Source organism: Rhizobium sp. SRDI943 (genome assembly GCF_057653695.1).
In genome coordinates, this window is the sequence record NZ_JBYGKN010000002.1 from 1,191,399 (window position 1) to 1,216,138 (window position 24,740).

General features: G+C 62.3%; 23 protein-coding genes. 8 read left to right on the forward strand and 15 right to left on the reverse strand.

Features of this window, described 5'->3' with window-relative positions; genetic code table 11:
- Positions 1-6: 6 nt before the first annotated feature.
- The 3 genes from cysW to AC245Y_RS29840 are packed head-to-tail and all read right to left on the reverse strand — an operon-like array spanning position 7 to position 2,760.
- Positions 7-879 carry a sulfate ABC transporter permease subunit CysW gene (cysW, locus tag AC245Y_RS29830; RefSeq protein ID WP_012763299.1) on the reverse strand — a complete coding sequence of 291 codons (873 nt, stop codon included), beginning with the start codon at positions 877-879 and terminating at the stop codon, positions 7-9.
- A complete protein-coding gene (cysT, locus tag AC245Y_RS29835) occupies positions 869-1,726 on the reverse strand; it encodes a sulfate ABC transporter permease subunit CysT (RefSeq protein ID WP_003553931.1) in 858 nt (285 codons plus the stop codon). The genes cysW and cysT overlap by 11 nt, the downstream gene beginning before the upstream one ends.
- 8 nt (positions 1,727-1,734) lie before the next feature.
- On the reverse strand, positions 1,735-2,760 hold the full coding sequence (locus AC245Y_RS29840; protein WP_012763298.1) for a sulfate ABC transporter substrate-binding protein: 1,026 nt from the start codon (positions 2,758-2,760) through the stop codon (positions 1,735-1,737).
- 360 nt (positions 2,761-3,120) lie between these two features.
- Between AC245Y_RS29840 and AC245Y_RS29845 the strand changes: the two genes are divergently transcribed.
- Positions 3,121-4,137, forward strand: coding sequence for a porin (locus AC245Y_RS29845; RefSeq protein ID WP_012763297.1), 1,017 nt, complete (start codon positions 3,121-3,123; stop codon positions 4,135-4,137).
- Positions 4,138-4,252: 115 nt separating this feature from the next.
- On the opposite strand, the gene AC245Y_RS29850 is transcribed toward AC245Y_RS29845, so the two are convergent.
- The 7 genes from AC245Y_RS29850 to AC245Y_RS29880 all read right to left on the reverse strand — a co-directional run bounded on the left by AC245Y_RS29850 (position 4,253) and on the right by AC245Y_RS29880 (position 13,010).
- Positions 4,253-4,708, reverse strand: a complete 456-nt coding sequence (locus AC245Y_RS29850; RefSeq protein WP_003553925.1) for a PTS sugar transporter subunit IIA — start codon at positions 4,706-4,708, stop codon at positions 4,253-4,255.
- 56 nt (positions 4,709-4,764) lie between these two features.
- Positions 4,765-5,457: a response regulator transcription factor gene (locus AC245Y_RS29855; protein ID WP_017996484.1), complete on the reverse strand. Its 693-nt coding sequence runs from the start codon at positions 5,455-5,457 to the stop codon at positions 4,765-4,767.
- Positions 5,454-8,162 (reverse strand): sensor histidine kinase, encoded by a 2,709-nt coding sequence (locus AC245Y_RS29860; protein WP_017996483.1) that lies wholly within the window; start codon positions 8,160-8,162, stop codon positions 5,454-5,456. The genes AC245Y_RS29855 and AC245Y_RS29860 overlap by 4 nt, the downstream gene beginning before the upstream one ends.
- A gap of 112 nt (positions 8,163-8,274) precedes the next feature.
- Positions 8,275-8,844: a potassium-transporting ATPase subunit KdpC gene (gene kdpC / locus AC245Y_RS29865; RefSeq protein WP_003553920.1), complete on the reverse strand. Its 570-nt coding sequence runs from the start codon at positions 8,842-8,844 to the stop codon at positions 8,275-8,277.
- A gap of 33 nt (positions 8,845-8,877) precedes the next feature.
- On the reverse strand, positions 8,878-10,938 hold the full coding sequence (gene kdpB, locus AC245Y_RS29870; protein ID WP_017996482.1) for a potassium-transporting ATPase subunit KdpB: 2,061 nt from the start codon (positions 10,936-10,938) through the stop codon (positions 8,878-8,880).
- A 209-nt stretch (positions 10,939-11,147) separates the two neighbouring features.
- Positions 11,148-12,851, reverse strand: a complete 1,704-nt coding sequence (gene kdpA / locus AC245Y_RS29875) for a potassium-transporting ATPase subunit KdpA (RefSeq protein ID WP_017996480.1) — start codon at positions 12,849-12,851, stop codon at positions 11,148-11,150.
- Positions 12,852-12,920: 69 nt separating this feature from the next.
- Complete coding sequence (locus tag AC245Y_RS29880) at positions 12,921-13,010, reverse strand: K(+)-transporting ATPase subunit F (protein WP_003547774.1); 90 nt, start codon at positions 13,008-13,010, stop codon at positions 12,921-12,923.
- Between the two features lie 489 nt (positions 13,011-13,499).
- Here AC245Y_RS29880 and AC245Y_RS29885 point away from each other — a divergent pair, with 489 nt between their 5' ends.
- Positions 13,500-14,543 (forward strand): NAD(P)-dependent alcohol dehydrogenase, encoded by a 1,044-nt coding sequence (locus AC245Y_RS29885; RefSeq protein WP_012763290.1) that lies wholly within the window; start codon positions 13,500-13,502, stop codon positions 14,541-14,543.
- 128 nt (positions 14,544-14,671) lie between these two features.
- Here the strand turns inward: AC245Y_RS29885 and AC245Y_RS29890 are convergent, their stop codons facing one another.
- The 4 genes from AC245Y_RS29890 to AC245Y_RS29905 all read right to left on the reverse strand — a co-directional run bounded on the left by AC245Y_RS29890 (position 14,672) and on the right by AC245Y_RS29905 (position 18,482).
- A complete protein-coding gene (locus AC245Y_RS29890) occupies positions 14,672-15,241 on the reverse strand; it encodes a DedA family protein (protein WP_003553910.1) in 570 nt (189 codons plus the stop codon).
- A 43-nt stretch (positions 15,242-15,284) separates the two neighbouring features.
- On the reverse strand, positions 15,285-16,646 hold the full coding sequence (locus AC245Y_RS29895) for an FAD-containing oxidoreductase (protein ID WP_017996479.1): 1,362 nt from the start codon (positions 16,644-16,646) through the stop codon (positions 15,285-15,287).
- The gene (locus AC245Y_RS29900) at positions 16,643-17,104 is read right to left on the reverse strand and encodes a DUF4126 family protein (protein WP_003553906.1); all 462 of its coding nucleotides are present in this window, start codon (positions 17,102-17,104) and stop codon (positions 16,643-16,645) included. Before AC245Y_RS29900 ends, AC245Y_RS29895 begins: the two co-directional genes overlap by 4 nt.
- A 190-nt stretch (positions 17,105-17,294) precedes the next feature.
- Positions 17,295-18,482 carry an acyl-CoA dehydrogenase gene (locus tag AC245Y_RS29905; protein ID WP_003553904.1) on the reverse strand — a complete coding sequence of 396 codons (1,188 nt, stop codon included), beginning with the start codon at positions 18,480-18,482 and terminating at the stop codon, positions 17,295-17,297.
- A gap of 163 nt (positions 18,483-18,645) precedes the next feature.
- Here AC245Y_RS29905 and AC245Y_RS29910 point away from each other — a divergent pair, with 163 nt between their 5' ends.
- A complete protein-coding gene (locus AC245Y_RS29910) occupies positions 18,646-18,984 on the forward strand; it encodes a cupin domain-containing protein (protein ID WP_003553902.1) in 339 nt (112 codons plus the stop codon).
- Here AC245Y_RS29910 and AC245Y_RS29915 read toward each other — a convergent pair whose 3' ends face one another.
- Positions 18,985-19,938 (reverse strand): LysR family transcriptional regulator, encoded by a 954-nt coding sequence (locus tag AC245Y_RS29915; RefSeq protein ID WP_003553900.1) that lies wholly within the window; start codon positions 19,936-19,938, stop codon positions 18,985-18,987.
- Positions 19,939-20,112: 174 nt separating this feature from the next.
- Between AC245Y_RS29915 and AC245Y_RS29920 the strand changes: the two genes are divergently transcribed.
- The 5 genes from AC245Y_RS29920 to AC245Y_RS29940 are packed head-to-tail and all read left to right on the forward strand — an operon-like array spanning position 20,113 to position 24,690.
- On the forward strand, positions 20,113-21,318 hold the full coding sequence (locus AC245Y_RS29920) for an ABC transporter substrate-binding protein (RefSeq protein WP_003553898.1): 1,206 nt from the start codon (positions 20,113-20,115) through the stop codon (positions 21,316-21,318).
- 5 nt (positions 21,319-21,323) lie between these two features.
- Positions 21,324-22,106, forward strand: a complete 783-nt coding sequence (locus tag AC245Y_RS29925; RefSeq protein WP_017996477.1) for an ABC transporter ATP-binding protein — start codon at positions 21,324-21,326, stop codon at positions 22,104-22,106.
- Positions 22,106-22,807 carry an ABC transporter ATP-binding protein gene (locus AC245Y_RS29930; protein WP_012763272.1) on the forward strand — a complete coding sequence of 234 codons (702 nt, stop codon included), beginning with the start codon at positions 22,106-22,108 and terminating at the stop codon, positions 22,805-22,807. The genes AC245Y_RS29925 and AC245Y_RS29930 overlap by 1 nt, the downstream gene beginning before the upstream one ends.
- Positions 22,808-22,811: 4 nt before the next feature.
- Positions 22,812-23,699 (forward strand): branched-chain amino acid ABC transporter permease, encoded by an 888-nt coding sequence (locus tag AC245Y_RS29935; RefSeq protein WP_003553893.1) that lies wholly within the window; start codon positions 22,812-22,814, stop codon positions 23,697-23,699.
- A 1-nt stretch (position 23,700) separates the two neighbouring features.
- Positions 23,701-24,690 carry a branched-chain amino acid ABC transporter permease gene (locus AC245Y_RS29940; RefSeq protein ID WP_017996475.1) on the forward strand — a complete coding sequence of 330 codons (990 nt, stop codon included), beginning with the start codon at positions 23,701-23,703 and terminating at the stop codon, positions 24,688-24,690.
- The last annotated feature ends 50 nt before the right edge of the window (positions 24,691-24,740 follow it).

A 24,740-nucleotide genomic window follows, 5' to 3' on the forward strand; every position in this document is an offset into this window, starting at 1 on the left:
AATCCTTCAGTGCCGCCGGCTGGCGGCGATTTCTGCGCTATAGCGCATTTCCAGCAGCGTCTTCAAAACAAGAGTTACGAGCGCGAGCAAGGCCAAAAGCGTGGCGACCGCAAAAGCGCCGGTGAAATTATACTCGTTGTAGAGAATTTCTACCTGCAGCGGCATGGTGTTCGTCTGGCCGCGGATGTGGCCGGATACCACCGAGACGGCGCCGAATTCGCCCATGGCGCGGGCGTTGCAGAGAAGTACGCCGTAGAGCAGTCCCCATTTGATGTTCGGCAGCGTCACGTGCCAGAAGGTCTGCCAGCCGCTGGCGCCGAGCGAAAGCGCTGCCTCCTCGTCGGCCGTTCCCTGTTCCTGCATCAGCGGGATCAGCTCGCGGGCGACGAAGGGGAAGGTGACGAACATGGTGGCGAGGATCAACCCCGGCACGGCGAATAGGATCTTGATGTCGTGAGCGCTGAACCACTGTCCGAGCCAGGTATTGGCGCCGAACAGCAGAACGAAGACCAGGCCCGATATGACGGGCGAGACCGAGAAGGGCAGGTCGATCAGCGTCGTCAGGAAAGCCTTGCCCTTGAACTCGAACTTGGCAATCGCCCAGGCGGCAGCAACCCCGAAGACGAGGTTGAGCGGCACGCTGACGCCGGCAACGATCAGTGTCAGGCGGATCGCCGAGAAGGTCTCGGCGTCCGCGAGCGCCTGGAGGAACGGGCCGGCCCCCTTGCGGAAGGCCTCGACGAAGACGGCTGCGAGCGGCAGAAGCAGGATCAGCAGCAGGAAGACGAGCGAGAGGATGATCAGGCTGAAGCGCGCGATCCTGTTTTCGGTGGTCACCGAACGCAGCTTCGTTGGTTGAGCGGTCGCATCAAGCGCCATAGCCGTACCTCCGCCTGCTCCAGCTCTGGATGAGATTGATGACGAGCAGCATGGCGAACGAGATGATCAGCATGATCGCCGCAATGCCGGTCGCTGCCGCATAATTATACTCTTCGAGCTTGATGATGATCAGCAGCGGCGCGATCTCCGATTTGAACGGCAGGTTGCCGGCGATGAAGATGACCGAGCCGTATTCGCCGACGCCGCGGGCAAAGGCCAGCGCAAAGCCGGTGAGCACGGCGGGCGCCAGCCCCGGCAGCAACACGCGGAAAATCGTCTGGAAGCGATTGGCGCCGAGCGTTGCCGCGGCCTCCTCCACTTCCTTGTCGATCTCCTCCATGACCGGCTGCACGGTACGCACCACGAAGGGCAGGCCGACGAAGATCAGCGCCACGACGATGCCGGTAGGCGTAAAGGCGATCTTGATGCCGAGCGGCGTCAGGAACTGGCCGATCCAGCCGTTCGGCGCATAGAGCGTCGTCAGTGCGATGCCGGCAACGGCGGTCGGCAGCGCGAAGGGCAGGTCGACCATGGCATCGATGATGCGCTTGCCGGGGAAGCGGTAACGCACCAGCACCCAGGCGAGAATGATGCCGAAGACGGCATTGACGATCGCGGCGATGAAGGCGCTGCCGAAGCTTATGCGCAACGCGTTGAGCGTGCGCGGATCGAGCGCGATCGACCAGAATTTCTCCCAGCCGAGCGCGCTCGAGCGGACGGCAAGGCCCGAGAGCGGGATGAGGATCAGAAGGGTGAGCCAGGTCAAGGTAAAGCCGAGCGCCATTCCGAAACCCGGAATGACGCTCGGCCGTTTGAACCGCCACCGCGTGGGGCTATGTGCTTTCATGAAGTCTATTATTGGGCCGGCTTGTAGATTTGGTCAAATACGCCGCCGTCGCCGAAGAATTTAGGCTGTGCGTCCTTCCAGCCGCCGAAGTCGTCGATGGTCGCCAGCGTCAGCTTCGGGAAGCGGGCGATGTCAGCCGGATCGGCGGCTTCCGGCTTGGTCGGCCGATAGTAGTGCTTGGCGGCGATCTTCTGGCCTTCGTCCGAATAGAGGTAGTTGAGATAGGCTTCGGCGACCTTGCGCGTGCCCTTCTTGTCGACATTGCCGTCGACGACGGCGACCGGCGGATCGGCGCGGATGGAGAAGGTCGGTGTTACGATCTCGAACTGGTCGGGACCGAGCTCTTCGAGCGAAAGATAGGCTTCGTTTTCCCAGGCGAGCAGCACATCGCCGAGGCCGCGCTGGACAAAGGTGGTCGTGGCGCCGCGAGCGCCGGTGTCGAGAACCGGGACGTGCTGCAGCAGTTTCGCAACGTATTCCTGCGCCTTGGCTTCGTCGCCGCCATTTGACTGCTTGGCCCATGCCCATGCGGCAAGGAAGTTCCAGCGCGCGCCGCCCGATGTCTTCGGGTTCGGGGTGATCACCTGCACGTCGTCCTTGACCAGGTCTCCCCAATCCTTGATGCCTTTCGGGTTGCCCTTGCGCACGAGGAAGACGATCGTCGACGTATAAGGCGTCGAATTGTTGGGGAACTTGGTCTTCCAGTCGGCCGGGATCTTGCCGGTAGCCTTGGCGATGGCGTCGATATCGCCTTCGAGGGCAAGTGTCACGACATCGGCGTCGAGACCGTCGATGACCGAGCGGGCCTGGGCGCCGGAACCGCCATGCGAAGCCTGGATCGTCAGGGTTTCACCATTGTCCTTTTGCCACTTGGCGGCAAAGGCGGCATTGAAATCCTTATACAATTCGCGGGTCGGATCGTAGGAAACGTTAAGAAGCGTCTGATCTGCGAATGCCGGAGCAATGCTTCCGATCGCGAAGCTGCCTGCCATGACCGCAGCTGCGATGAGCCGGGTGAGCCGTTGTGTCTGCATGGGGAACCCTCCTGTTTTCTGCCTTAACTCTATCAACTCGGTCGTATAATGAAACAAAGGTTCTTCCGGTTCCGGCGTGGCTGTTAGAATGCCATTCCATTTAAGCGGCAATTTGGAAATGGACGTGCCGAAGTTGGCCGCGGCCAATTGGTCGCTGGGCGCTGCCTGCCGTGGGGCCGTGTTTTTTTGGCCACAGTTCCTCCACGAAAACGACATGGTGATGCAGATTTTTGCCAAGATTTTGCCGCGATGACACTTGCGGATTCCTATATGGCTCCCGTGCGGTCGTATTCGCCGACCGCTACGCGGGGGTACCCTTGAAGTGCGCCTCGCATTCCAAACCTGTTAGGGCCATTCAAAATGAATATCAGAACTATCCTTTTTGCCTCCGTTGCCGCCCTTGCCGCGGCCTCCGGAGCCCGCGCAGCCGACGCCATTGTGGCGGCGGAACCCGAGCCCGTGGAATATGTTCGCGTTTGCGACGCCTACGGTACCGGCTATTTTTATATTCCGGGGACGGAAACATGCCTTTCGATCGGCGGTTATATCCGTACCGAAGTGCGCTTCGGTCAGCAGATATCCGGCGATTCCGACGTAGACTTCTGGACTCGTGGTCAGGTCACCTTCCAGACCAAGAACGACACCGAGTACGGTACGCTCACCGGCGTCATCACACTGCGTTACAATGCCGACGATGCCTCCGATCAGGAAGCATTGCTCGATGAAGGCTATCTCGACATTGCCGGTTTCCGCGCCGGTAAGCTGTACAGCTGGTGGGATGACGACATGAGCGGCGAGACCGATACGCTCGCCAGCAACGAGACGACCCACAACTCGATCCGTTATCAGTACGAGAATGGCGCTTTCGCGGCCGGTATCTCGGTCGACGAACTCGAAGAAGTCTACGCCACCAAGCCGGGCGACGGCCCGAACAACTTTGGTGTCGCAGGCCAGGTCTCCTACAAGGCCGGCGCCATCAGCGCTTACCTGCTTGCCGGTTACGACACCGACACCAGCGAAGTCGCTGTCCGCGGTATCGTTTATGCCGACATCGGCCCGGGCACGCTCGGCATTGCCGGCGTATGGGCAAGCGGCGCCAACTACTACTACGAAGAGTCCGAATGGACGATCGCAGCAGAGTATGCCTTGAAGATCAACGACAAGTGGTCGGTCACCCCGGGCTTCCAGTACTTCGAGAACATTGCTCTCGAGGCTGACGGCAACGGTTTCACCGGCGGCAGCGCCTACACGACCGGTGTCACCATCGACTACCAGATCGTCGAAGACCTGCGTTCGAAGCTCAGCGTGCAATATCACGATGAGGACGAAGGCGACGACGAAGTGTTCGGCTTCCTGCGCTTCCAGCGCGATTTCTAAGATAGTCTGATTGCAGACGAGCGGGCGCGGCCTTCGGGCCGCGCCTTTTTTTATGATGCCGAAACGTGTGAGCGGTTTTCGGACGACATCATGCTCCCGCTATTCAATTTGGACGTCATACCCGTGAATCGGCGATGAAATCGGAATAGTATTCGTCGACCGTTCTTGCCTTGCGCATGGCGACAAGCGTGCCGTCCGATTGCAGCCGCCTGGCGATCGCAGAAAGCACGTTCAGATATTCGCCGCGATTGTTTTCCCCGAAGAGCAGCACGAAGGCGATATCCGTCGGGATATCGTCGATCGCCTCGAAATCCAGCGGATGGGCAAAGCGGAGGAGAAGGCCGCGCGGGCTGGTCATGCCGTCGATTGCCGCATGCGGGATGGCGATGCCGTTGCCGATCCCCGTCGAGCCGAGCTTCTCACGCGCTTCGAGCGCCTTCAGGATGGTCTGGCCGTCGACGGAGAAAGCCTTGGCGGCCTTGTCGGCGATGGTCTGCAGCGCGCGCCATTTCGTCGGCGCCGACACGCCGATGAAGGTGTGTTCCGGGCGGATGATGTTGGGAAGGTTCATGTCATTCTCGATACTGTTCGGCTCGATAGTGTTCCGGCAGCGGGAGGGAAGGGAGTTCAATCCGGTTCCCTGAGCCGGTAGCCAACGCCGGTCTCGGTGGTGATATAGTGCGGCTGGTCGGGAATCTGCTCGACCTTTTGCCGCAGCTGCCGGACATAGACGCGCAGATACTGCACATCCGCCGCCGGCCCCCATACCTGCTTTAGAAGAAACTGGTGTGTCAGCACCTTGCCGGCATGCTGGGCGAGCACGCGCAGGATGTCGTATTCCTTCGGCGACAGCTTTATTTCCGCGCCTTCGACCTTGACGATGCGCTTGACGAGATCGATCGACAGCCCGCCGGTCTGGAAGATCGCCTTTTCGCCCTGTTGCTGCAGGCGGTGGCGCAGCGCCACGCGGATGCGGGCGCCGAGTTCGTTGATGCCGAAGGGCTTGGTGACGTAATCGTCGGCGCCGCTTTCCAGCGCCTTGACGATACCGGCCTCGTCGGTGCGGCTGGACAGAATGACGACGGGCATGGAAAGCCCTTCGTCGCGCCACGCCTGCAGCAAGTCGTGGCCTGATGTGTCGGGCAGGCCGAGGTCGAGCACGATGAGGTCGGGCATGTCGTCGGCGACCGACTGCCGGGCGGCGCTGGCGTTCGGCGCCTCGCGCACCTCGTAGCCCTGCGCGGTCAGGCCGACGCGAAGCAGCTTGCGGATCGGAGGCTCGTCGTCGACGACGAGGATCTTGACGGCTGAACCGGTCATCTGAGTTCATCCAGTTTCGGAATGTCGGTGGGTTTCGGCAGGCGGATGGTGAAGACGGCGCCCGGGCGGCCCGTGCGGTTGCCGGCGGTGATCGTGCCGCCCATCGCCTCGATGAAGCCGCGGCAGATGGAAAGGCCAAGCCCGGTGCCGGCGCGCACCTGATCGCCCTTGCGCACGCGGTAGAAGGTGTCGAAGACGCGGGTGAGATCGGCCGGCGGAATGCCCGGGCCCTCGTCCGAAATCTGCACGACGACGTTGTCGGCATCGGACCAGCCCTCGATATGGATCACCGATCCCTCGGGGGCGTATTTCGCGGCATTGTCGAGCAGGTTGAAGATCACCTGCTCGAACAAGACAGGATCGACGCGCACCATCGGCAGGTCGGCGGGAATGCTCATCTCGGCCTTGTGGCCGTCGAGGATCTTTGCGGCACGGCGCAGCGCGCTGCCGACGATGTCTCCGGCATAATGCAGCGCGGAGTTCGGCTCCATCGCGCCGGATTCGATCTTGGTCATGTCGAGCAGGTTGGCGATGAAGCGGTTGAGACGTTCGGATTCGTCGACGACGGTCGACAGCAGGTCGCTGCGATCCTCCTCTGGCATCGAGGCGAAATAATCGCGCAGCGTGCCGGCGGCGCCGAGAATGGCGGCAAGCGGTGTCTTCAGGTCATGCGAGATCGAGGTCAGCAGCGCCGAGCGCAGCCGGTCCGCTTCGGCCCCAAGCCTTGCCCGGTCGACATCGGCGACGAGCTGGATGCGTTCGATGGCAAGGGCCGCCTGGTCGGCGAGCGCATCGAGCAGCCGCTGTTGCTCCGGCGTCAGCAGCGGCCCGTCGCGGCGGTCGCTGTCGAGGCCGATGACGCCGACGGCGGTTCGTCCCGTTCTCAGCGGCACGTAGAGGCGCTTGGCGCCGGGCAGGGTGTCGGCGCCGCGGCCGGCGGCATGATTGTGCTCCCAGGCCCAGCGGGCGGCGGCGATATCGGCATCGTCGAGCGTATCATCCGGCGGATAACCGGCCTTGACGGCGATGCTGCCCTCTTCCGGCAGCAGCAGCACGACGCGGACCTTCAGCATCGAGGCAAGCTGGAAGGCGGTTGCCCAGAGCACGTCATCGAGCGTGCCGGTGCCGGCGAGCTTTTTCGAGAAGAGATAAAGGTCTTCGGTCGTGCGCGCCCGCTGGCGGGCGGCGGCGGCCTGGCGCTGCACGGTTGCGGTCAGGTTGCTGGCGATGATGGCGACGCCCAGGAAGAAGAAGAGCGCAAGTACGCTTTCCGGATCGCTGATCGTCAGCGTGTAGCGCGGCGGCAGGAAGAAGAAGTTGAAGGACAGCGCGCTGAGGATGCAACTGTAAAGGGCCGGCCGCAGGCCGTGGAGGACGGCTGAGGTCAGCACGGCCATCAGAAAGACGAGGGCGAGGTTGCGCACGTCGAGCACCTGGTCGAGCACGACGCCGACGGGGAGCGCGATGGCGACATAACCGGTCGCCAGCAGATAGGCCCTGAGATCCAGTGGCGGCGGGGTGGCCGCCGCCCTCACGCCGCGCGTGGTGGTGCCGTCCTTCTCATTGCCGGAAATGACATGGACGCTGATCTCGCCGGCCCTGCGGATCAGCTCGTCGGTGATCGAGCGGCCCCACCAGTCCCGCCATGTCGGCTTCTTCGGGGCGCCGATGACGATATGGGTGACGTTGTTGGCAGTGGCGTGGCCGACGAGCTCTTCAGCCACCTCGCGACCGGGAAGGGTAATCGCCTCGCCACCGAGCTGCTCGGCGAGGCGCAGCGTCGCGGCGACGGAATCGCGTTCGGCTTCGGTCAGATTGATCGAGCGGTTGGTCTCGATATAGACGGCGGCCCATGGCGCACGCAGCCGCGAGGCCATGCGGGCGGCGTAACGCACCAGCGAAGCGGAACGTGAATGGTGGTCGACCGAAACGAGCACCCGCTCGCCCGCCGCCCATGGGCCGGAAATTGCATGGGCCTGCATATGGGAAAGCAACTGGTCGTCGACGCGCTGGGCGGTCTTGCGCAGCGCAAGTTCTCTGAGCGCCGTCAGGTTGCCAGGCGTGAAATAGTTGGTCAGCGCCCGCTCGGCGGTGCGCGGCATGTAGACCTTGCCGTCATGCAGGCGCTTGATCAGATCATCCGGCGTCAGGTCGATGATCTCGATGTCGTCGGCAAGGTCGATGATCGAGTCCGGCACAGTCTCGCGCACGCGGATGCGGGTGATCTGCGAGACGACGTCGTTCAGGCTTTCGACGTGCTGGATGTTCAGCGTCGTATAGACGTCGATACCGCGATCGAGCAATTCCTTGACGTCGAGATAACGCTTCGGATGGCGGCTGCCCTCGGCATTGGTGTGGGCGAGTTCGTCGACCAGCACGAGATCAGGCCGGCGGGCAAGGATGCCGTCGAGGTCCATTTCCTCGAGCGCCCGGCCCCTGTAGCTGATTTCGACGCGAGGGATGATCTCGAAGCCGGGGATAAGCGCTTCGGTCTCCTTGCGGCCGTGCGTCTCGACGACGCCGATGACGACATCGAGACCGTCGGCGATCTTGGCACGGCCGGAGACGAGCATCTCGTAAGTCTTGCCGACACCGGGTGCGGCTCCGAGAAAGATCTTCAGACGGCCGCGCGTTTCAGCCCGGGCTTTTTCGAGAAGCGCATCGGGCGAGGGCCTGCCGGCCTGGTCGCGATTGTCGTCTGACATGCGTATGGTCTTTCTGCAGATGGCTGCCGAGGACGGGCGCTATATCTTCCTATCCTTCGCCCCTCCGATGAGGGCAGTGATGGGAAGAAAAAGGGCGCCCAGCCTGCCAGGGTCACTCAGTCATAGAAGCATCAAGGCTCTGATTCAACGCCAGAACATTGACCCTGGGTTCGCCGAGAATGCCGAGCTCGCGGTCTTCTACGGCGCCGTCGACCAGCGCCTTGACCTTGGCCTCATCAAGGCTTCGCGCCTTGGCAACACGCGCCACCTGGAAATAGGCAGCCTCTGGCGAGATATGCGGATCGAGGCCGCTGCCCGAAGCGGTGACGAGGTCGGCCGGCACCTCCGCGTTCGGGTTCGTCGCTTTGGCGGCGTTGTAGTCGCCCTTGACGCGGTCGATCAGCTTCTGGCTGGTCGGGCCGAGATTCGAGCCGCTGGAGGCGGCGGCATTGTAGCCGTCGCCGGCGGCCGAAGGACGGCCGTGGAAATATTTGTCGCTGGTGAAGGCCTGGCCGATCAGCATCGAGCCGATCACCTGGCCGTTGTTCCCGATCAGGCTGCCGTTCGCCTGCTTCGGAAAGAGGGCCTGGGCGGCACCGGTCATGGCGAGCGGATAGAGAAGGCCGGTGATGGCGGTGGTGGCAACGATCATGACGACCGCCGGACGAAGTTCTTTCAACATTGTCTTACTCCTTGGAGTGCTTTCAGGCTGCCGTTAGGCAAGGCCGAGGGCTGCGACAGCCATGTCGATCGCCTTGATGCCGATGAAGGGGACGATGATGCCGCCGGCGCCGTAGATCAGCAGGTTGCGCGACAGTAGCGCGCCGGCGCCGATCGGACGGTAGCGGACACCCTTCAGCGACAGCGGGATCAGCGCGATGATGATCAGCGCGTTGAAGATGATCGCCGAGAGGATGGCGCTTTGCGGCGTCGACAGTCCCATGATGTTCAAGACGCCGAGCTGCGGATAGAAGGTCAGGAACATCGCCGGGATGATGGCGAAGTACTTGGCGATGTCGTTGGCGATCGAAAACGTCGTCAGCGCGCCGCGCGTCATCAACAGCTGCTTGCCGATCTCGACGATCTCGATGAGCTTTGTCGGGTCCGAATCGAGATCGACCATGTTGCCGGCCTCGCGGGCAGCGACCGTGCCGGTGTTCATGGCGACGCCGACATCGGCCTGGGCGAGCGCCGGCGCATCGTTGGTTCCGTCGCCGCACATGGCGACGAGCTTGCCCTTCGACTGTTCCTCGCGCATCAGCGCCAGCTTCATCTCCGGCGTTGCTTGGGCAAGGAAGTCGTCGACGCCGGCCTCGGCGGCGATGGCCGCTGCCGTCAGCGGGTTGTCGCCTGTTATCATCACGGTGCGGATGCCCATGCGGCGAAGCTCGGTGAAACGCTCGCGGATGCCGCCCTTGACGATATCCTTCAGCTGGATGACGCCGAGCAGCCTGCCGTCGCGGGCAACGGCGAGCGGCGTGCCGCCGGATTTGGCGACCTCGTCGGAGATCGATTGCAGTTCGCGGACGATCTCGCTGCCGTTTTTCGAGGATGCATCGCCGTTGACATGAGCCAGCACGGCATCGACCGCGCCCTTGCGGATCGAGGCGCCTTCGAGATCGACGCCGCTCATGCGGGTCTGGGCGGTGAAGGGCACGAAGGTTGCCTTCAGGCTTGCCATGTCGCGGCCGCGGATCGCGTATTTCTCCTTGGCGAGCACGACGATGGAGCGGCCTTCCGGCGTTTCGTCGGCAAGCGAGGCGAGCTGGGCGGCATCGGCGAGATCTTGTTCGGAAACGCCGCGGACCGGACGGAAGGTCGTCGCCTGGCGATTGCCGAGGGTGATCGTGCCCGTCTTGTCGAGCAGCAGCGTATCGACGTCGCCGGCGGCTTCGACCGCGCGGCCGGACATGGCGAGCACGTTGAAGCGAACGAGGCGGTCCATGCCGGCGATGCCGATTGCCGACAGCAGCGCGCCGATCGTCGTCGGGATCAGCGTCACGAAGAGGGCGACGAGCACGATGATCGGGATCGAGCCGCCGGCATAGATGGCAAAGCTCGGGATCGTCGCGGTGGCAAGCACGAAGATCAGCGTCATGCCGGCAAGCAGGATGTTGAGCGCGATCTCGTTCGGCGTCTTCTGGCGCTCGGCACCTTCGACGAGCGCGATCATCCGGTCGAGGAAGGTTGAGCCGGCCGCGGCGGTGATGCGCACGCGGATCCAGTCGGACAGCACCTGCGTACCGCCGGTCACCGCCGAGCGGTCGCCGCCGGATTCACGGATGACAGGGGCGGATTCGCCTGTTATCGCCGCTTCGTTGACGGAGGCGACGCCTTCGATGACTTCGCCGTCCGAGGGGATGATGTCGCCTGCATCGACGATCACGACATCGCCGACCTTGAGGCTAGTGCCGGGCACCAACTTGAACTGGGTGCGGTCCGTACCGGTTAGAAGCTTTGCCTGGGTTTCGGTGCGCGCTTTGCGCAGCGAATCCGCCTGCGCCTTGCCGCGGCCTTCGGCGACGGCTTCGGCGAAATTGGCAAACAGCACGGTGAACCAGAGCCAGAGATTGATCTGGAACGAGAAGCCGAGATTGCCGTTGCCCGCCACCAGATCGCGCAGGAAAAGAACGGTGGTCAGTACCGAGACCGTGGCCACGACGAACATGACCGGGTTTCTGGCAAGCGCCCACGGATTGAGCTTCTTGAAAGCGGCCCCCACGGCCGGAATGAGGATGCGAGAATCCATGACGCTCGCGGATTTTGCCTGGCTCATAAGAGACTCCAGCTTTGAAACGAGGATGGCGAACCGGCAGCCGGTCAGCCCTGTAAGATTTTGACGATGGCGGCGATGACGAGGAGGCCTGCCATCATCACCAGGATGATGTCGGAGGCTTGGGGTCTCGGGCCATTCCCTCGTCCCGGCGCACCGGAACGAGGGTGGGAGGCGTTGCGAAGCCTGTGACGGAGGATCATGGCATCACCTCAGAAGGTCTGGCCGGCGATCATGACCAGGTGCTCGACGACAGGGCCAAGGGCGAGCGCCGGGAAGAAGGTCAGGCCGCCGACGATCAGGATCGTGCCGACGAGCAGGCCGACGAACAGCGGACCGTCCGTCGGGAAGGTGCCTGCCGAGGCTGGAACCGACTTTTTGGCGATCAGCGAACCGGCGATGGCAAGCGCCGGGATGATGACCAGGAAGCGGCCCATCAGCATGCCGAGGCCAAGCGTGATATTGTACCAGGGCGTGTTGCCCGTCAGGCCGCCGAAAGCCGAGCCGTTGTTGGCCGCAGCCGAGCTATAGGCATAGAGGATTTCGGAGAAGCCGTGCGGACCGGCGGTCCCGACCGATGCAACCGCACTCGGAAGGACGCTTGCGATTGCGGTGAAGACCAGCATGGCGAGCGGCAGGCAGAGGATGGCGAGAACGGCCATTTTCATTTCTTTCGCCTCGATTTTCTTGCCGAGATATTCCGGCGTGCGGCCAACCATCAGGCCGGCGACGAAGACGGCGACGATGATGAAGAGCAGAATGCCGTAGAAACCCGCGCCGACACCGCCGACGATGACTTCGCCGAGCTGGATGTTGATCAGCGGTACGAGGCCGCCGAGTGCGGTGAAGCTGCCGTGCATCGCATTGACGGCGCCACACGAGGCCGCGGTGGTGATGACCGCAAAGAGCGAGGACAGGGCGACGCCGAAGCGGACTTCCTTGCCTTCCATATTGCCGCCGCCAAGACCGAAAGCATGCATCAGCGGGTTGCCGGCGGCTTCCGCCCAATAGGTGACGCCGACACCGACGATGAACAGGATGCCCATCGTGGCAAGGATCGCCCAACCCTGGCGCTGGTTGCCGACCATGCGGCCGAAGACGTTGGTCAAAGCCGCGCCGATCGCGAAGATCGAGACCATCTGGATGAGATTGGAGATCGCGTCGGGATTTTCGAACGGATGGGCGGAATTGGCATTGAAGAAGCCGCCCCCGTTGGTGCCGAGCATCTTGATCGCAAGCTGCGATGCAACGGGACCGACGGCGATCGTCTGCTGCGCGCCCTCGAGCGTGGTGGCATTGACGTAGGGGCCAAGCGTCTGCGGCACGCCGAGGTAGACGTAGACCAGTGTCAGCACGATGCAGATCGGCAGCAGCACATAGAAGGTTGCCCTCGTCATATCGACCCAGAAATTGCCGACGACCTTGCCCGAAGCGCGCGAGAAGGCGCGGATGAAGGCGAGCGCGATGGCGATGCCCGTCGCCGCAGAGACGAAGTTCTGGACGGTGAAGCCGGCCATCTGGGTCAGATAGGACATCGTGCTTTCGCCGCCGTAGTTCTGCCAGTTGGTGTTGCTGACAAAGCTGACGGCGGTATTGAAGGAAAGCTCGGGCGGGACGGCTGCCATGCCGGCCAGATTATAGGGAAGGCCGGCCTGCAGGCGTTGCAACGCGTAAAGCACGATGACGCCGAGCAGGCTGAAGAGCAGCATGGCGAAGGCATAGGAGGTCCAATGCTGTTCCTCGCCTTCGCTGGTGCCGGCAATGCGGTAAAGCCCCCGTTCGATCGGAACGAGGACCGGTGACAGGAAAGTGCGCTCGCCGTTGAAGACACGCGTCATGTAGCCGCCGAGCGGTTTGACGAGCACGAGGACGATCCCGCAGTAAAGCAGGATCTGAAGCCATCCGTTGAGGGTCATGGAGGTAAACTTTCAATACCCGGCTGCTTCTCGGTCGCGCATGCGCGACCTCAGAAGCGCCAGTTCTCTTCAAAAGCGTTCTGGGCGAAGGAGAGCGTAGGTGAGGTAAACGGTGAGAAACACGGTTACGGCACCGCTCAAGACATAATCGAGGGTCATCGTCGGTTCTCCGGTCAAAGCCTGTCGCAGGCTCGGGTGTAGGCAAAGCACAGCGCGAAGAATATGATCGCGGTGCCGAGTAGAATGATGTCCATCATGATCGTGACTCCTGTTGTTCTTCTTGGAGTCAGACAAGACAAAGGGCGCTGGGAGGCTGCCTTTCATGCTTTCTGGCTGGAGATGATCTTTCGATCTCTCGGACATCAATATGGAGCCGAAGCGCATAAAGGTTCGAGACGGACGACAGGCCATCAATATAAAAATCTTATAAATGCCCCTACGGGGCCGCTCGCCATCGGACCAGCCTGGTGCAGTTTTCGGGCGGGCCGCTGCCGGTGCTGAGCCGCGGCAGATCTGCGTGAGCAGTTTTTCATTTGTTGAGCAAAAGCCTTCTCAATCTGGTTGAATTGGGAAGGCTTCGGGCTTTATAGTCGGCTTCAACGCTGCCCGATGAAACCATGGGCAAGCCACTAGGGAAGGAAACCGACGATGACCAAAGTCCGTGCGCTTGTCCTCGAGCGCCAGCATGAGCTTGCGCTCCGCGATATCGATCTGCCGCTCGAAACCGGCCCCGGCGAGGTAAAGATCAGGATCCACACGGTCGGCGTCTGCGGTTCAGACGTGCATTATTACACGCACGGCAAGATCGGCCCCTTCATCGTCAACGCGCCGATGGTGCTCGGCCATGAGGCGGCGGGCACGGTGGTCGAGGTCGGCGCCGGCGTCACGCATCTGAAAGTCGGCGACCGCGTCTGCATGGAGCCCGGCATTCCCGATCCGAATTCCAAGGCAAGCCGGCTCGGCATGTACAATATCGACCCGGCCGTGACCTTCTGGGCGACCCCGCCGATCCACGGCGTGCTGACGCCGGAGGTCGTGCATCCCGCCAACTACACCTTCAAGCTGCCCGACAATGTCAGCTTCGCCGAAGGCGCCATGGTCGAGCCCTTCGCCGTCGGCATGCAGGCGGCCACCAAGGCGAAGATTACGCCTGGTGATACTGCCGTCGTCCTCGGCGCCGGGCCGATCGGCACGATGGTGGCGATCGCGGCGCTTGCCGGCGGCTGCGCCCGCGCCATCGTCGCCGATCTTGCCCAGCCGAAGCTCGATATCGCCGCGCAGTACCAGGGCGTCATTCCGGTCAATATCCGCGAGAAGAACCTGGCCGAAGAGGTTGCCCGGCTGACCGACGGCTGGGGCGCCGATGTCGTCTTCGAATGCTCCGGCTCGCCGAAGGCCTGGGAGACGATCATGGCGCTGCCGCGCCCAGGCGGCGTCATCGTCGTCGTCGGCCTGCCGGTCAACCCGATCGGCTTCGACGTCTCGACGGCATCCACCAAGGAAATCCGCATCGAGACAGTGTTCCGCTACGCGCATCAGTATGAGCGCTCGATCGCGCTGCTCGGCTCGGGACGCGTGGATCTGAAGCCGCTGATATCAGAGACCTTTAAGTTCGAAGATTCGATCAAGGCGTTTGATCGCGCCGTCGAGGCCCGGCCAAGCGACGTGAAGCTGCAAATCGTGATGGACTAGAGCATGATGATGCCGAAAAGTGTGATCGGTTTTCGGACAACAACATGCTCCAACTATATAATTTAGAACAGGATTCGGGTTTTAGGCCGACCCGGCCTAAAATCATCCTGTTCTAGGACGTCATACCGCTATGAGTGCCTGGCGCTCAGTTTCATCTTGCGAAAGACAAGGGCCGCAGCTGCGACGACAGCCGCGGCTCCGATTGCAATCAGCAGATGACGGTGCAGCGGAAGGTGGCCCAATGTCTGTTGGATGCCGTGCCCGAAGAGATAGCCGAGCGCCGTGAAAAGCTGCCCCCACGCAAACGCGGCCACGGCATTCAGGATGATGAATTTTCCGGTCGCTATTCGCGTTGTCCCGATGACGATCGGGCTGATCGTCCGCAATCCCACCAGGAAACGAAACGCAAGGATGAAGCCGGTCGGATATCTTTCCAGAAGGCGGGTGGCGCGCGCCAGCGCCGGCCTTTCCATCAGCCGGCGCACGAGACCCCATCGAGCCGCATAACGGCCGGCGAAGAACCAGAACTGATCGCCGGCGAAGGATCCTGCCGTTGCCGCGAGCGACGCCGACCAATAGGTCAGCAGTCCGCGGTGGGAAATGACGCCGCCGAGGAAGGCGGCTGTTTCGCCTTCGAAGGCCGCGCCCAGAAATATCGCCAACAGGCCGTAGTGCTCGATCAGCAGTTCGATAGACACTCAGCCCGCCTCCAGCTGTCGATTTCGAAGCATCAATTCATCGCTAAACCGGCTTCAAATCCCCAAGCAGCGTCGGGATCAGCTCCGACACCGTCGGATGGATAGGCACCGACCATTGCAATGCGGGATAGGTCGTTCCTGCATTCATCGCATCGATGATGCCGTGGATCACCTCGTCGCCCTCGATGCCGAGTATCGCCGCGCCGAGGATTTTTTTGGTCTCGGCGTCGGCGATCACCTTCATGAATCCCTTGGTCTCGCCGCGCTCGTTGGCGCGGCCGACGCGGCTCATCGGCCGGGTCGAGATCAGGATCTTGTGTCCCGAGGCGCGCGCCTGCTTCTCCGTCATGCCGACACGGCCAAGCGGCGGGTCGATATAGAGCGCATAGGCCAGGATGCGGCTCGAGAGTTTGCGGTCGTCGCTGTCGAGCAGATTGGCGGCGGCGATCTCGAAATCATTGTAGGAGGTGTGAGTGAAGGCGCCGTGGCCGTTACAGTCGCCGAGCGCCCAGATGCCGTCGACATTGGTGGCAAGCTTGTCGTCGACGGTAATGAAGCCGCGTCCGTCGGTGATGACGCCGGCGGCATCGAGGCCGAGATCGTCGGTGTTCGGTTTGCGGCCGGTGGCAATCAGCACATGGCTCGCATCGATCCTCGCTGAATCGGTGGCGACCGTTATTCCGTCGCTGCTCTTGGAAAAGGCGATGTCGCTGGCGCCGGTATGAATGTCGATGCCCTCCGAGCGCAGGACGTCGGCGATCGCGTCGGATATATCCTCGTCCTCGCGCGATGCGAGCTTCGGACCATGCTCGATAACGCTGACTTCGGCGCCGAAACGGCGATACATCTGCGCGAATTCCAGCCCGATATAACTGCCGCCGATGACGGCCAGATGCCGTGGCAGGGAGTCGAGATCGATGATCGAAGTGCTGGTGAGGTAATCGATATCGTTGATCCCGGGCAGATCGGGGATGACTGGCCGTGCTCCGACATTGAGAAAGATGCGCGGTGCGGTCAGTGTTTCGCCGTTGACGCTGACGGTCTTCGGGTCCTCGAAACGGGCGTGGCCATAGATAACGGTCATGCCGTCCATGCCGGCGAACCAGCCGATCAGGCCGTTGCGGGCGTTCATGGTCACGGTTTCGGCGCGCGCCCTGACCACCTTCATGTCGATGGCGATCTCGCCTGGGATATTGACGCCGTAGGTGGCGCCGTTTCTTGCGACATGGGCGGCGCGGGCGCTGGCGACCAGCGTTTTCGTCGGCATGCAGCCGGCGTTGACGCAGGTGCCGCCGAGGAACTTGCGCTCGATCAGCGCCACCTTCATGCCCTTTTCGACCATCCTTGCGGCAAGAAACGGGCCGGCCTGGCCGGCGCCGATAACGATGGCGTCGAAGCTTTTCATGCGACGGCCCCCACGATCAGCACCGCGCCGATGACGGCGACGGCATCCTCGATGAGAGCGGCCGGCAGATCCTTGCCGAAGGACGCGGCAAGTCTGCCGCGGACGGCGGCGCCACCATATGTGCCGATGACGGCGCCGATCACGCCGGCAATCAGCCCGCCGAAAAGCAGGCTGCTGGCGGCGCCGATCGTGGCGCCGGCCAGCGCGCCGGAGACGATGCGGGCGCCGAACTGCATCGGCACCTTGCGCGACGGCGTGGTCGGCAACTGGTCAGCGATCAGTTCGACGATGGCGAGAAGCGTGAAGATCCACGGCGTCCACTGGTAACCCATGAAGGCAAGCGGCGTCTGCGAGACATCAAACCATCCAAGCGCCGCGCCCCAGGCAACGGCGGCAGGCGCGGTCATCGTGCGAAGCCCGGCAATGACACCAATCAGTAATGCAAGAAGCAGAAACATGCATGATCCCCTTTTTGCCGGCTCTTGCCGTCGTCAGGGAAGGTTGCACATTGTCAGGCGCGTGGCAATTCGCCCTTTCGCGTCAAAGGCTAAGCGCGTCGCGTCAAACCGGAATCATGCGACGCGCTTAGGTCTCTGTTTTATGCACACCGTTGTCCCAAAACCGCTGCACACTTTTGGGCGGCATGTATTAGTTCGCAAAGGCGGCAATGCCGGTGATCGCCCGGCCGATGATCAGCGCGTGGATGTCGTGCGTGCCCTCATAGGTGTTGACCACTTCGAGGTTGACGAGATGACGGGCGATGCCGAATTCGTCGGAGATGCCGTTGCCGCCGAGCATGTCGCGGGCCGCCCGCGCAATCTCCAGCGCCTTGCCGCAGCTGTTGCGCTTCAAGATCGAGGTCAGCTCCACCGGCGGATGGCCTTCCTCCTTCATGCGGCCAAGCCGCAGGCAGCCTTGAAGGCCGAGCGAGATCTCCGCCGCCATGTCGGCGAGCTTCTTCTGGATCAGCTGGTTGGCGGCAAGCGGCCGGCCGAACTGCTTGCGCTCGAGCGTATATTGCCGGGCTCTGGCATAACAATCCTCGGCAGCACCAAGTGCGCCCCAGGCGATGCCGAAACGGGCCGAGTTGAGGCAGGTGAATGGTCCCTTGAGGCCGGTGACATCAGGCAGAAGGTTTTCCTCCGGCACGAAGACCCCGTCCATCACCACTTCGCCTGTTATCGAGGCGCGCAAGCCCACCTTGCCGTGGATGGCGGGAGCCGAAAGCCCTTTCCAGCCCTTTTCGAGGATGAAGCCACGGATGAGGCCGTCCTCGGTCTTTGCCCAGACGACGAAGACATCGGCGATCGGCGCGTTGGAGATCCAGGTCTTCGAGCCGGTGAGGCTGTAGCCGCCGTCGACTTTCTTGGCGCGTGTCGCCATCGAGCCGGGGTCGGAGCCATGATCGGGTTCGGTCAGGCCGAAGCAGCCGATCCATTCGCCGGTGGCGAGTTTCGGCAGGTATTTCAGCTTCTGCGCCTCAGACCCGAAGGTTTCGATCGGCACCATCACCAGTGAGGACTGGACGCTCATCATCGAGCGGTAACCGCTGTCGACCTTTTCGACCTCGCGGGCGATCAGGCCGTAGGCGACGTAACCGAGACCGGCGCCGCCATAATCCGGCGAGATGGTCGGGCCGAGCAGCCCGAGTTCACCCATTTCGCGGAAGATCCCGGGATCGGTCTTTTCATTGCGGAAGGCGTCGAGAACGCGGGGAGCAAGCTTTTCCTGCGCATAGGCATGGGCGGTGTCCTGCACCATGCGCTCTTCGCTGGTCAGTTGCTCTACCAGGCGGAACGGATCGGCCCAGTCGAAAACTTCGCGCGTATGCTGCATGGCGGTGTCTCCTCAGCTTGCCTCGCTCAAGTTGGCCATAGACCCGCCAGCCGACCGCGTCAACAGACGGCGGTCGCGTCGAAAAGACAGGCCCGGCCATCTTTTCAAAAGCGTCGGCATGATCCACTTTGCCCACGATCGATTCTGGAACGAGGAGGCGGAAATGTCGTCAAGCGATCTGTTCGTATCGGCCGAAGGCGCCGAATGGGTCAATCCCGAGCCCGGCGTCGTCAGGCGCATCATGACCTATCTGCCCGAGATGATGCTGGTGGAAGTGGTCTTCGAAAGCGGCGCCGTGGGTGCGGCCCATTCTCATCCGCACATCCAGGCCAGCTACGTCGCCGAAGGCAGTTTCGAAGTGACGATCGACGACCGGACCGAAGTGCTGAAACAGGGCGGCAGCTTCATCGTGCCCCCCAATCTGGTCCACGGCGTCAAGGCGCTGGAAAAGGGCCGGCTGATCGATGCTTTCACCCCGCATCGGACTGAATTCCTGAAGTAGTCAGGTTTCCACCTTTGCCCGGCGCGCCGGGCCGGCAGCGGTGACATAGGGCGGCACGAAGCGCGCATCCTCGCCGCGCACCGCCTCGCGCAGGAAGTCGATGACGGCGCGCACGCGCGGCGCCTGTTTGAGGTCGCGATGACAGGTGATCCAGTAATGGCGCTTGAGGTCGATCTCGTCTGGCAGCACGCGCACGAGTTCGGGATAACGGCTGGCGAAGAAATAAGGCAGGATGCAAAGGCCGAGACCGTTTCTGGTTGCAGTAAGCTGTGCGAAGATGCTGGAGCTCTGGAACTGCGGCTTGATGCGCGGGTGCACATCGCCCAGATAATCCAGGCCCGGCGCGAAAATCATCTCCTCGATATAGCTGACGAAGGGATGGCCGAGCAGGTCCTCACGGCAGCTGATCGGTGCGGCCTTCGCCAGATAGTCGCGCGAGCCATAGATCTGCAGATGATAGTCGGTCAGCTTCTCGGCAAAATACGGCCCGCCCTTCGGCTCATCGAGCACGACGGAAAGATCGGCCTCCTTGCGCGACAGCGACATGATCTGCTGGATCGTCACCAGTTCGAGCGATAGATGCGGATGCTGGGCGGCAAACTGCGGCAGCACGGTTGCGAAGAAGAAGTTGGCAAAACCCTCCGGCGCGCTGAGCCGCACCAGGCCGCGCTGCGCCATCGAGCCGTCGGCGAGGTCGGCGCGCAGCCGCTCGGTCTCCTGTTCCATCCTCTCGGCCGTCTCGACGAAGCGGGTGCCCATGGCGGTCAACACGTAACCGCGCGGATTGCGCTCGAACAGCTTGACCTTGAGGGTGAACTCCAGTCGGTCGATGCGGCGCGAGACGGTGGCATGGCTGGAGCGCAGCTGGCGGGCCGCCGTCGACAGCTGTCCCGTGCGGGCGACGGCTAGAAAAAACTGCAGATCGTCCCAAGTAAACTGCGGTGGATTGTTCATCGCGGTCCCCTCTGTTCAAAAACGAACAGATACTGTTTGGAATTAGTTGTAAATCACCCGTTGCCTCAGGGCGGAATTTCCGTGATCGTAGGGGGAGGGTCCGTCGTTCTGAGGAGTGCGGCTGGCCAAATTTGAACAGATCGGCAATCTGGCCAATCTCTGGGAGGAGATCATATGCGAAAGAATCTCATTGCATCAGTTGCATTTCTGCTTGCAAGCAGCACAGCGGTGCTCGCGCAGAGCGCGACCGACGGCAAGGTCAAGATCGGCATCCTGAACGACCAGTCGGGTGTCTATGCCGATTTCGGCGGCAAGTCCTCCGTCGAAGCCGCCAAGATGGCGGTCGAGGATTTCGGCGGCAAGGTGCTGGATGTTCCGGTCGAGATCGTCGATGCCGACCACCAGAACAAGCCTGATATCGCCTCCAATATCGCCCGCCAATGGTACGATACCGAGCAGGTGGATGCGATCATGGAACTGACGACCTCGTCCGTGGCGCTCGCCGTGCAGGCAATCGCCAAGGAGAAAAAGAAGATCGACATCGTCACGGGTGCTGCGACGACGGATCTGACCGGCAAGGCCTGCTCGCCTTATGGCTTCCACTGGGCCTATGACACCCATGCACTGGCCGTCGGCACCGGTGGCGCGCTCGTCAAGCAGGGCGGCGATAGCTGGTTCTTCCTGACTGCCGACTATGCCTTCGGCTATTCGCTGGAACAGCAGACCAGCGATTATGTCAAGGCAAGCGGCGGCAAGGTGGTCGGCGCCGTCCGCCATCCGCTCTCGACCCAGGACTTCTCGTCCTTCCTGTTGCAGGCGCAATCGTCCGGCGCCAAGGTGATCGGCCTTGCCAATGCCGGCCTCGACACCTCGAACGCCATCAAGCAAGCGGCCGAATTCGGCATCACCCAGGGCGGCCAGCATCTGGCGGCGCTGCTCTTCACGCTCGCCGAAGTCCATGGCCTCGGCCTCGAAGCGGCTCAAGGGTTGACGCTGACGGAAGGGTTTTACTGGAATCGCGACGACGAAAGCCGCGCCTTCGCCAAAAAATTCTTCGCCCGCACCGGCAAGATGCCGAACATGATCCATACGGGCACCTATTCGGCAGTGACGCAATATCTGAAGGCGGTGCAGAAGGCCGGCACCGACGAGACGGAAGCCGTCGCCAAGCAGTTGCATGAACTGCCGGTCGATGACGTCTTCGGCCGCGGCGGCACGGTCGGCGCCAATGGCCGGATGATCCATGACATGTACCTGCTGCAGGTCAAGAAGCCTTCCGAAAGCAAGGAGCCGTGGGATTATTTCAACGTGCTCGCCACCATTCCCGGCAAGGAAGCCTATATCGATCCCGCCAAGAGCGGCTGCGATCTGGTGAAGTAGGCACGATGGCGGTTTCCGCAATTGAAACTCAGGAAAAGCCGCGGGTGGTCTTGTCCGCCCGCGGCCTGCGCCGTGATTTCGGCGGCTTCACCGCCGTCAAGAATGTCGATCTCGACGTGCATGACGCAAGTGTGCATGCGCTGATCGGCCCGAATGGCGCCGGCAAGACGACGGTCTTCAATCTGCTGACGAAGTTCCTGCAGCCGACCTCAGGCACGATCACGCTGATGGGCACCGATATCACCAAGACGTCGCCCGACAAGGTGGCGCGCATGGGGCTGGTCCGCTCTTTCCAGATCTCGGCGGTCTTCCCGCATCTGACCGTTCTCGACAATGTGCGTGTGGCGCTGCAGCGACCGAACAATCTTTCCACGCAGTTCTGGCGGCCGATTTCGGCGCTCGACCGGCTGAATGGGCGCGCCGAGCAATTGCTGGCCAGCGTCGGGCTTTCCAAGGAGCGTGACCATATCGCCGCCGATCTTTCCTATGGCCGCAAGCGCGTGCTGGAGATCGCGACAACGCTGGCGCTGGATCCGAAGGTGCTGCTGCTCGACGAGCCGATGGCCGGCATGGGCCAGGAGGATGTCGGCGTCGTTTCCTCGATCATCCGCGAGGTCGCCCGCGACCGGGCGGTGCTGATGGTCGAACACAATCTCTCCGTCGTCGCCAATATCTGCCAGCACGTCACCGTGCTGCAGCGCGGCGAGATCCTCGCCGCGGGCGATTATGCCACCGTCAGCCAGGATGAGCGCGTACGCGTGGCCTATATGGGCACGGAGGAGCATTGATGGCCACTCTCCTCGAAGTCCAGGGGCTCAATGCCTGGTACGGCGAAAGCCACGTCCTGCACGGCGTCGACATGCGTGTGAACGAAGGCGAGATGATCACCATTCTCGGCCGAAACGGCGTCGGCAAGACGACGACGCTGCGCACCATCACCGGCATTGTGCGTGCCCGGAAGGGCAAGATCAGCTTTGCCGGCAGCGACATGATGCAGGTGCCGCTGCACAAGACGGCTCATCGGGGCATCGGATTCGTGCCGGAGGAGCGCGGCATCTTCTCGACGCTCACCGTTTCGGAAAACCTGCTGCTGCCGCCTGTCGTGGCAGAAGGGGGGATGACGCTCGACGAAATCTACGAGCTCTTTCCCAATCTCTACGAGCGCCGCGGCAGCCCGGGCACCAAACTATCAGGCGGCGAGCAGCAGATGCTGGCGATCGCCCGAATCCTGCGTACCGGCGTCAGGCTGCTCATTCTCGACGAACCGACGGAGGGGCTTGCCCCCGTGATCGTCCAGCGCATCGGCGAGGTGCTGAAGACCCTGAAGGAGCGCGGCATGACGATCCTGCTCGTCGAGCAGAATTTCCGTTTCGCCAGCCGTATTGCCGATCGCTTCTATCTGATGGATCATGGGCAGATGGTGTCGGAATTCCCGGTCGGTGAACTACCGCAGCGCATGGATACGCTGCACAAGGTTCTGGGAGTGTGATCAGATGACGATGATCTTCGGCATTCCCCTGCAGGCGCTGCTCGGCCAGCTGCTGATCGGCCTGATCAACGGCTCGTTCTACGCGCTGCTCAGCCTCGGCCTCGCCATCATCTTCGGCCTTCTGAGAGTGATCAACTTCGCCCATGGCGCGCAATATATGCTCGGCGCCTTCGTCGCCTACCTGCTGCTGACCTATGCCGGCATCGGCTACTGGCCATCGCTGATCCTGGCACCTGTTATCGTCGGCCTTGCCGGTGCAATCATCGAGCGGCTCTTCCTGCGCCGCCTCTACGATCTCGATCCGCTCTACGGCCTGCTCTTCACCTTCGGGCTGGCGCTCGCGGTCGAGGGCACCTTCCGCTATCTCTATGGCTCCTCCGGCCAGCCCTATGCGACGCCGGCAGCGCTCGCCGGCGGCGCCAATCTCGGCTTCATGTTCCTGCCGATCTATCGCGGCTGGGTGGTGGTCGTTTCGCTCGTCGTCTGCCTCGGCACCTGGCTGCTGATCGAGAAGACCAAACTCGGGGCTTACCTGCGTGCCGCTACCGAAAACGCCGTGCTGGTCCAGGTCTTCGGCGTCAACGTGCCGGTGCTCCTGACGCTCACCTACGCGCTCGGGGCGGGTCTTGCCGCCTTTGCCGGCGTGCTGGCGGCGCCGATCTACCAGGTCTCGCCGCTGATGGGCTCGAACATGATCATCGTCGTCTTCGCCGTTGTCGTCGTCGGCGGCATGGGATCGATCATGGGCGCGATCATCACCGGTTATGTGCTCGGCATCGCCGAGGGCCTGACCAAGGTCTTCTATCCCGAGGCGTCCAACATCGTGATCTTCGTCATCATGGCGATCGTGCTTCTCATCAGGCCCGCGGGCCTCTTCGGACGGGATGCTTGACATGGCTGACGTCACCGAAACCATCGAAACGGAAAAAAGCCGTACCGCTCTTTCAGTGCAGGCGGGTTTTCTGCTGGCGGGGCTGCTGATCCTGCTGCTGGCGCCGTTCTTTTTCTATCCGATCTTCCTGATGAAGCTGCTCTGCTTCGCGCTCTTTGCCTGCGCCTTCAACCTGCTGCTCGGCTATACCGGCCTGCTGTCCTTCGGCCACGCCACCTTTTTCGGGGGCGCGGCCTATTTCACCGCATATACAGTGAAGGCATGGGGCCTGCCGCCGGAACTCGGCATCCTGATCGGCGTGGCGGGTGCGGCGTTTCTCGGTCTCGTCATGGGTTTCTTCGCCATCCGCCGCCAGGGCATCTATTTCGCGATGATCACGCTGGCGCTGTCGCAGATGTTCTTCTTCTTCTGCCTGCAGGCGGAGTTCACCGAGGGCGAGGACGGCATCCAGTCGGTGCCGCGCGGCCATCTCTTCGGCTTCATCGATCTGAACAGCTCGACCAACATGTATTATTTCGTGCTGGCTGTTTTCATCATCGGCGTCTTGATCATCTGGCGCTTCATCAACTCGCCTTTCGGCATGATCCTGAAATCGATCCGCGAAAACGAGCAACGGGCGATCTCGCTCGGTTACTCCGTAGCGCGCTACAAGCTCGGCGCCTTCGTCATGTCGGCAGCGCTTGCCGGGCTCGCGGGTGCTGTGAAATCGATCGTCTTCCAGTTTGCGACGCTGACCGACGTCGCCTGGCAGATGTCGGGCGAGGTGATCCTGATGACGCTGCTCGGCGGCATCGGCACGCTGATCGGCCCGCTCTTCGGCGCCGGGCTGGTGGTGGCGCTGGAAAACTACCTCGCCACCTCGGAATTCCCGGTGACGATCATCACTGGCATCGTCTTCATGGTCTGCGTGCTGATCTTCCGCCGCGGCATCATCGGCGAATTCTACGCCTCGCGGCTGGGGCGGAAACTGGGCTTCGTCTATCGCCGCTGAACGGGCGGACCTCTCTCTTTCCGGAAAGAATTACTTTTCCCGGGAAAAGA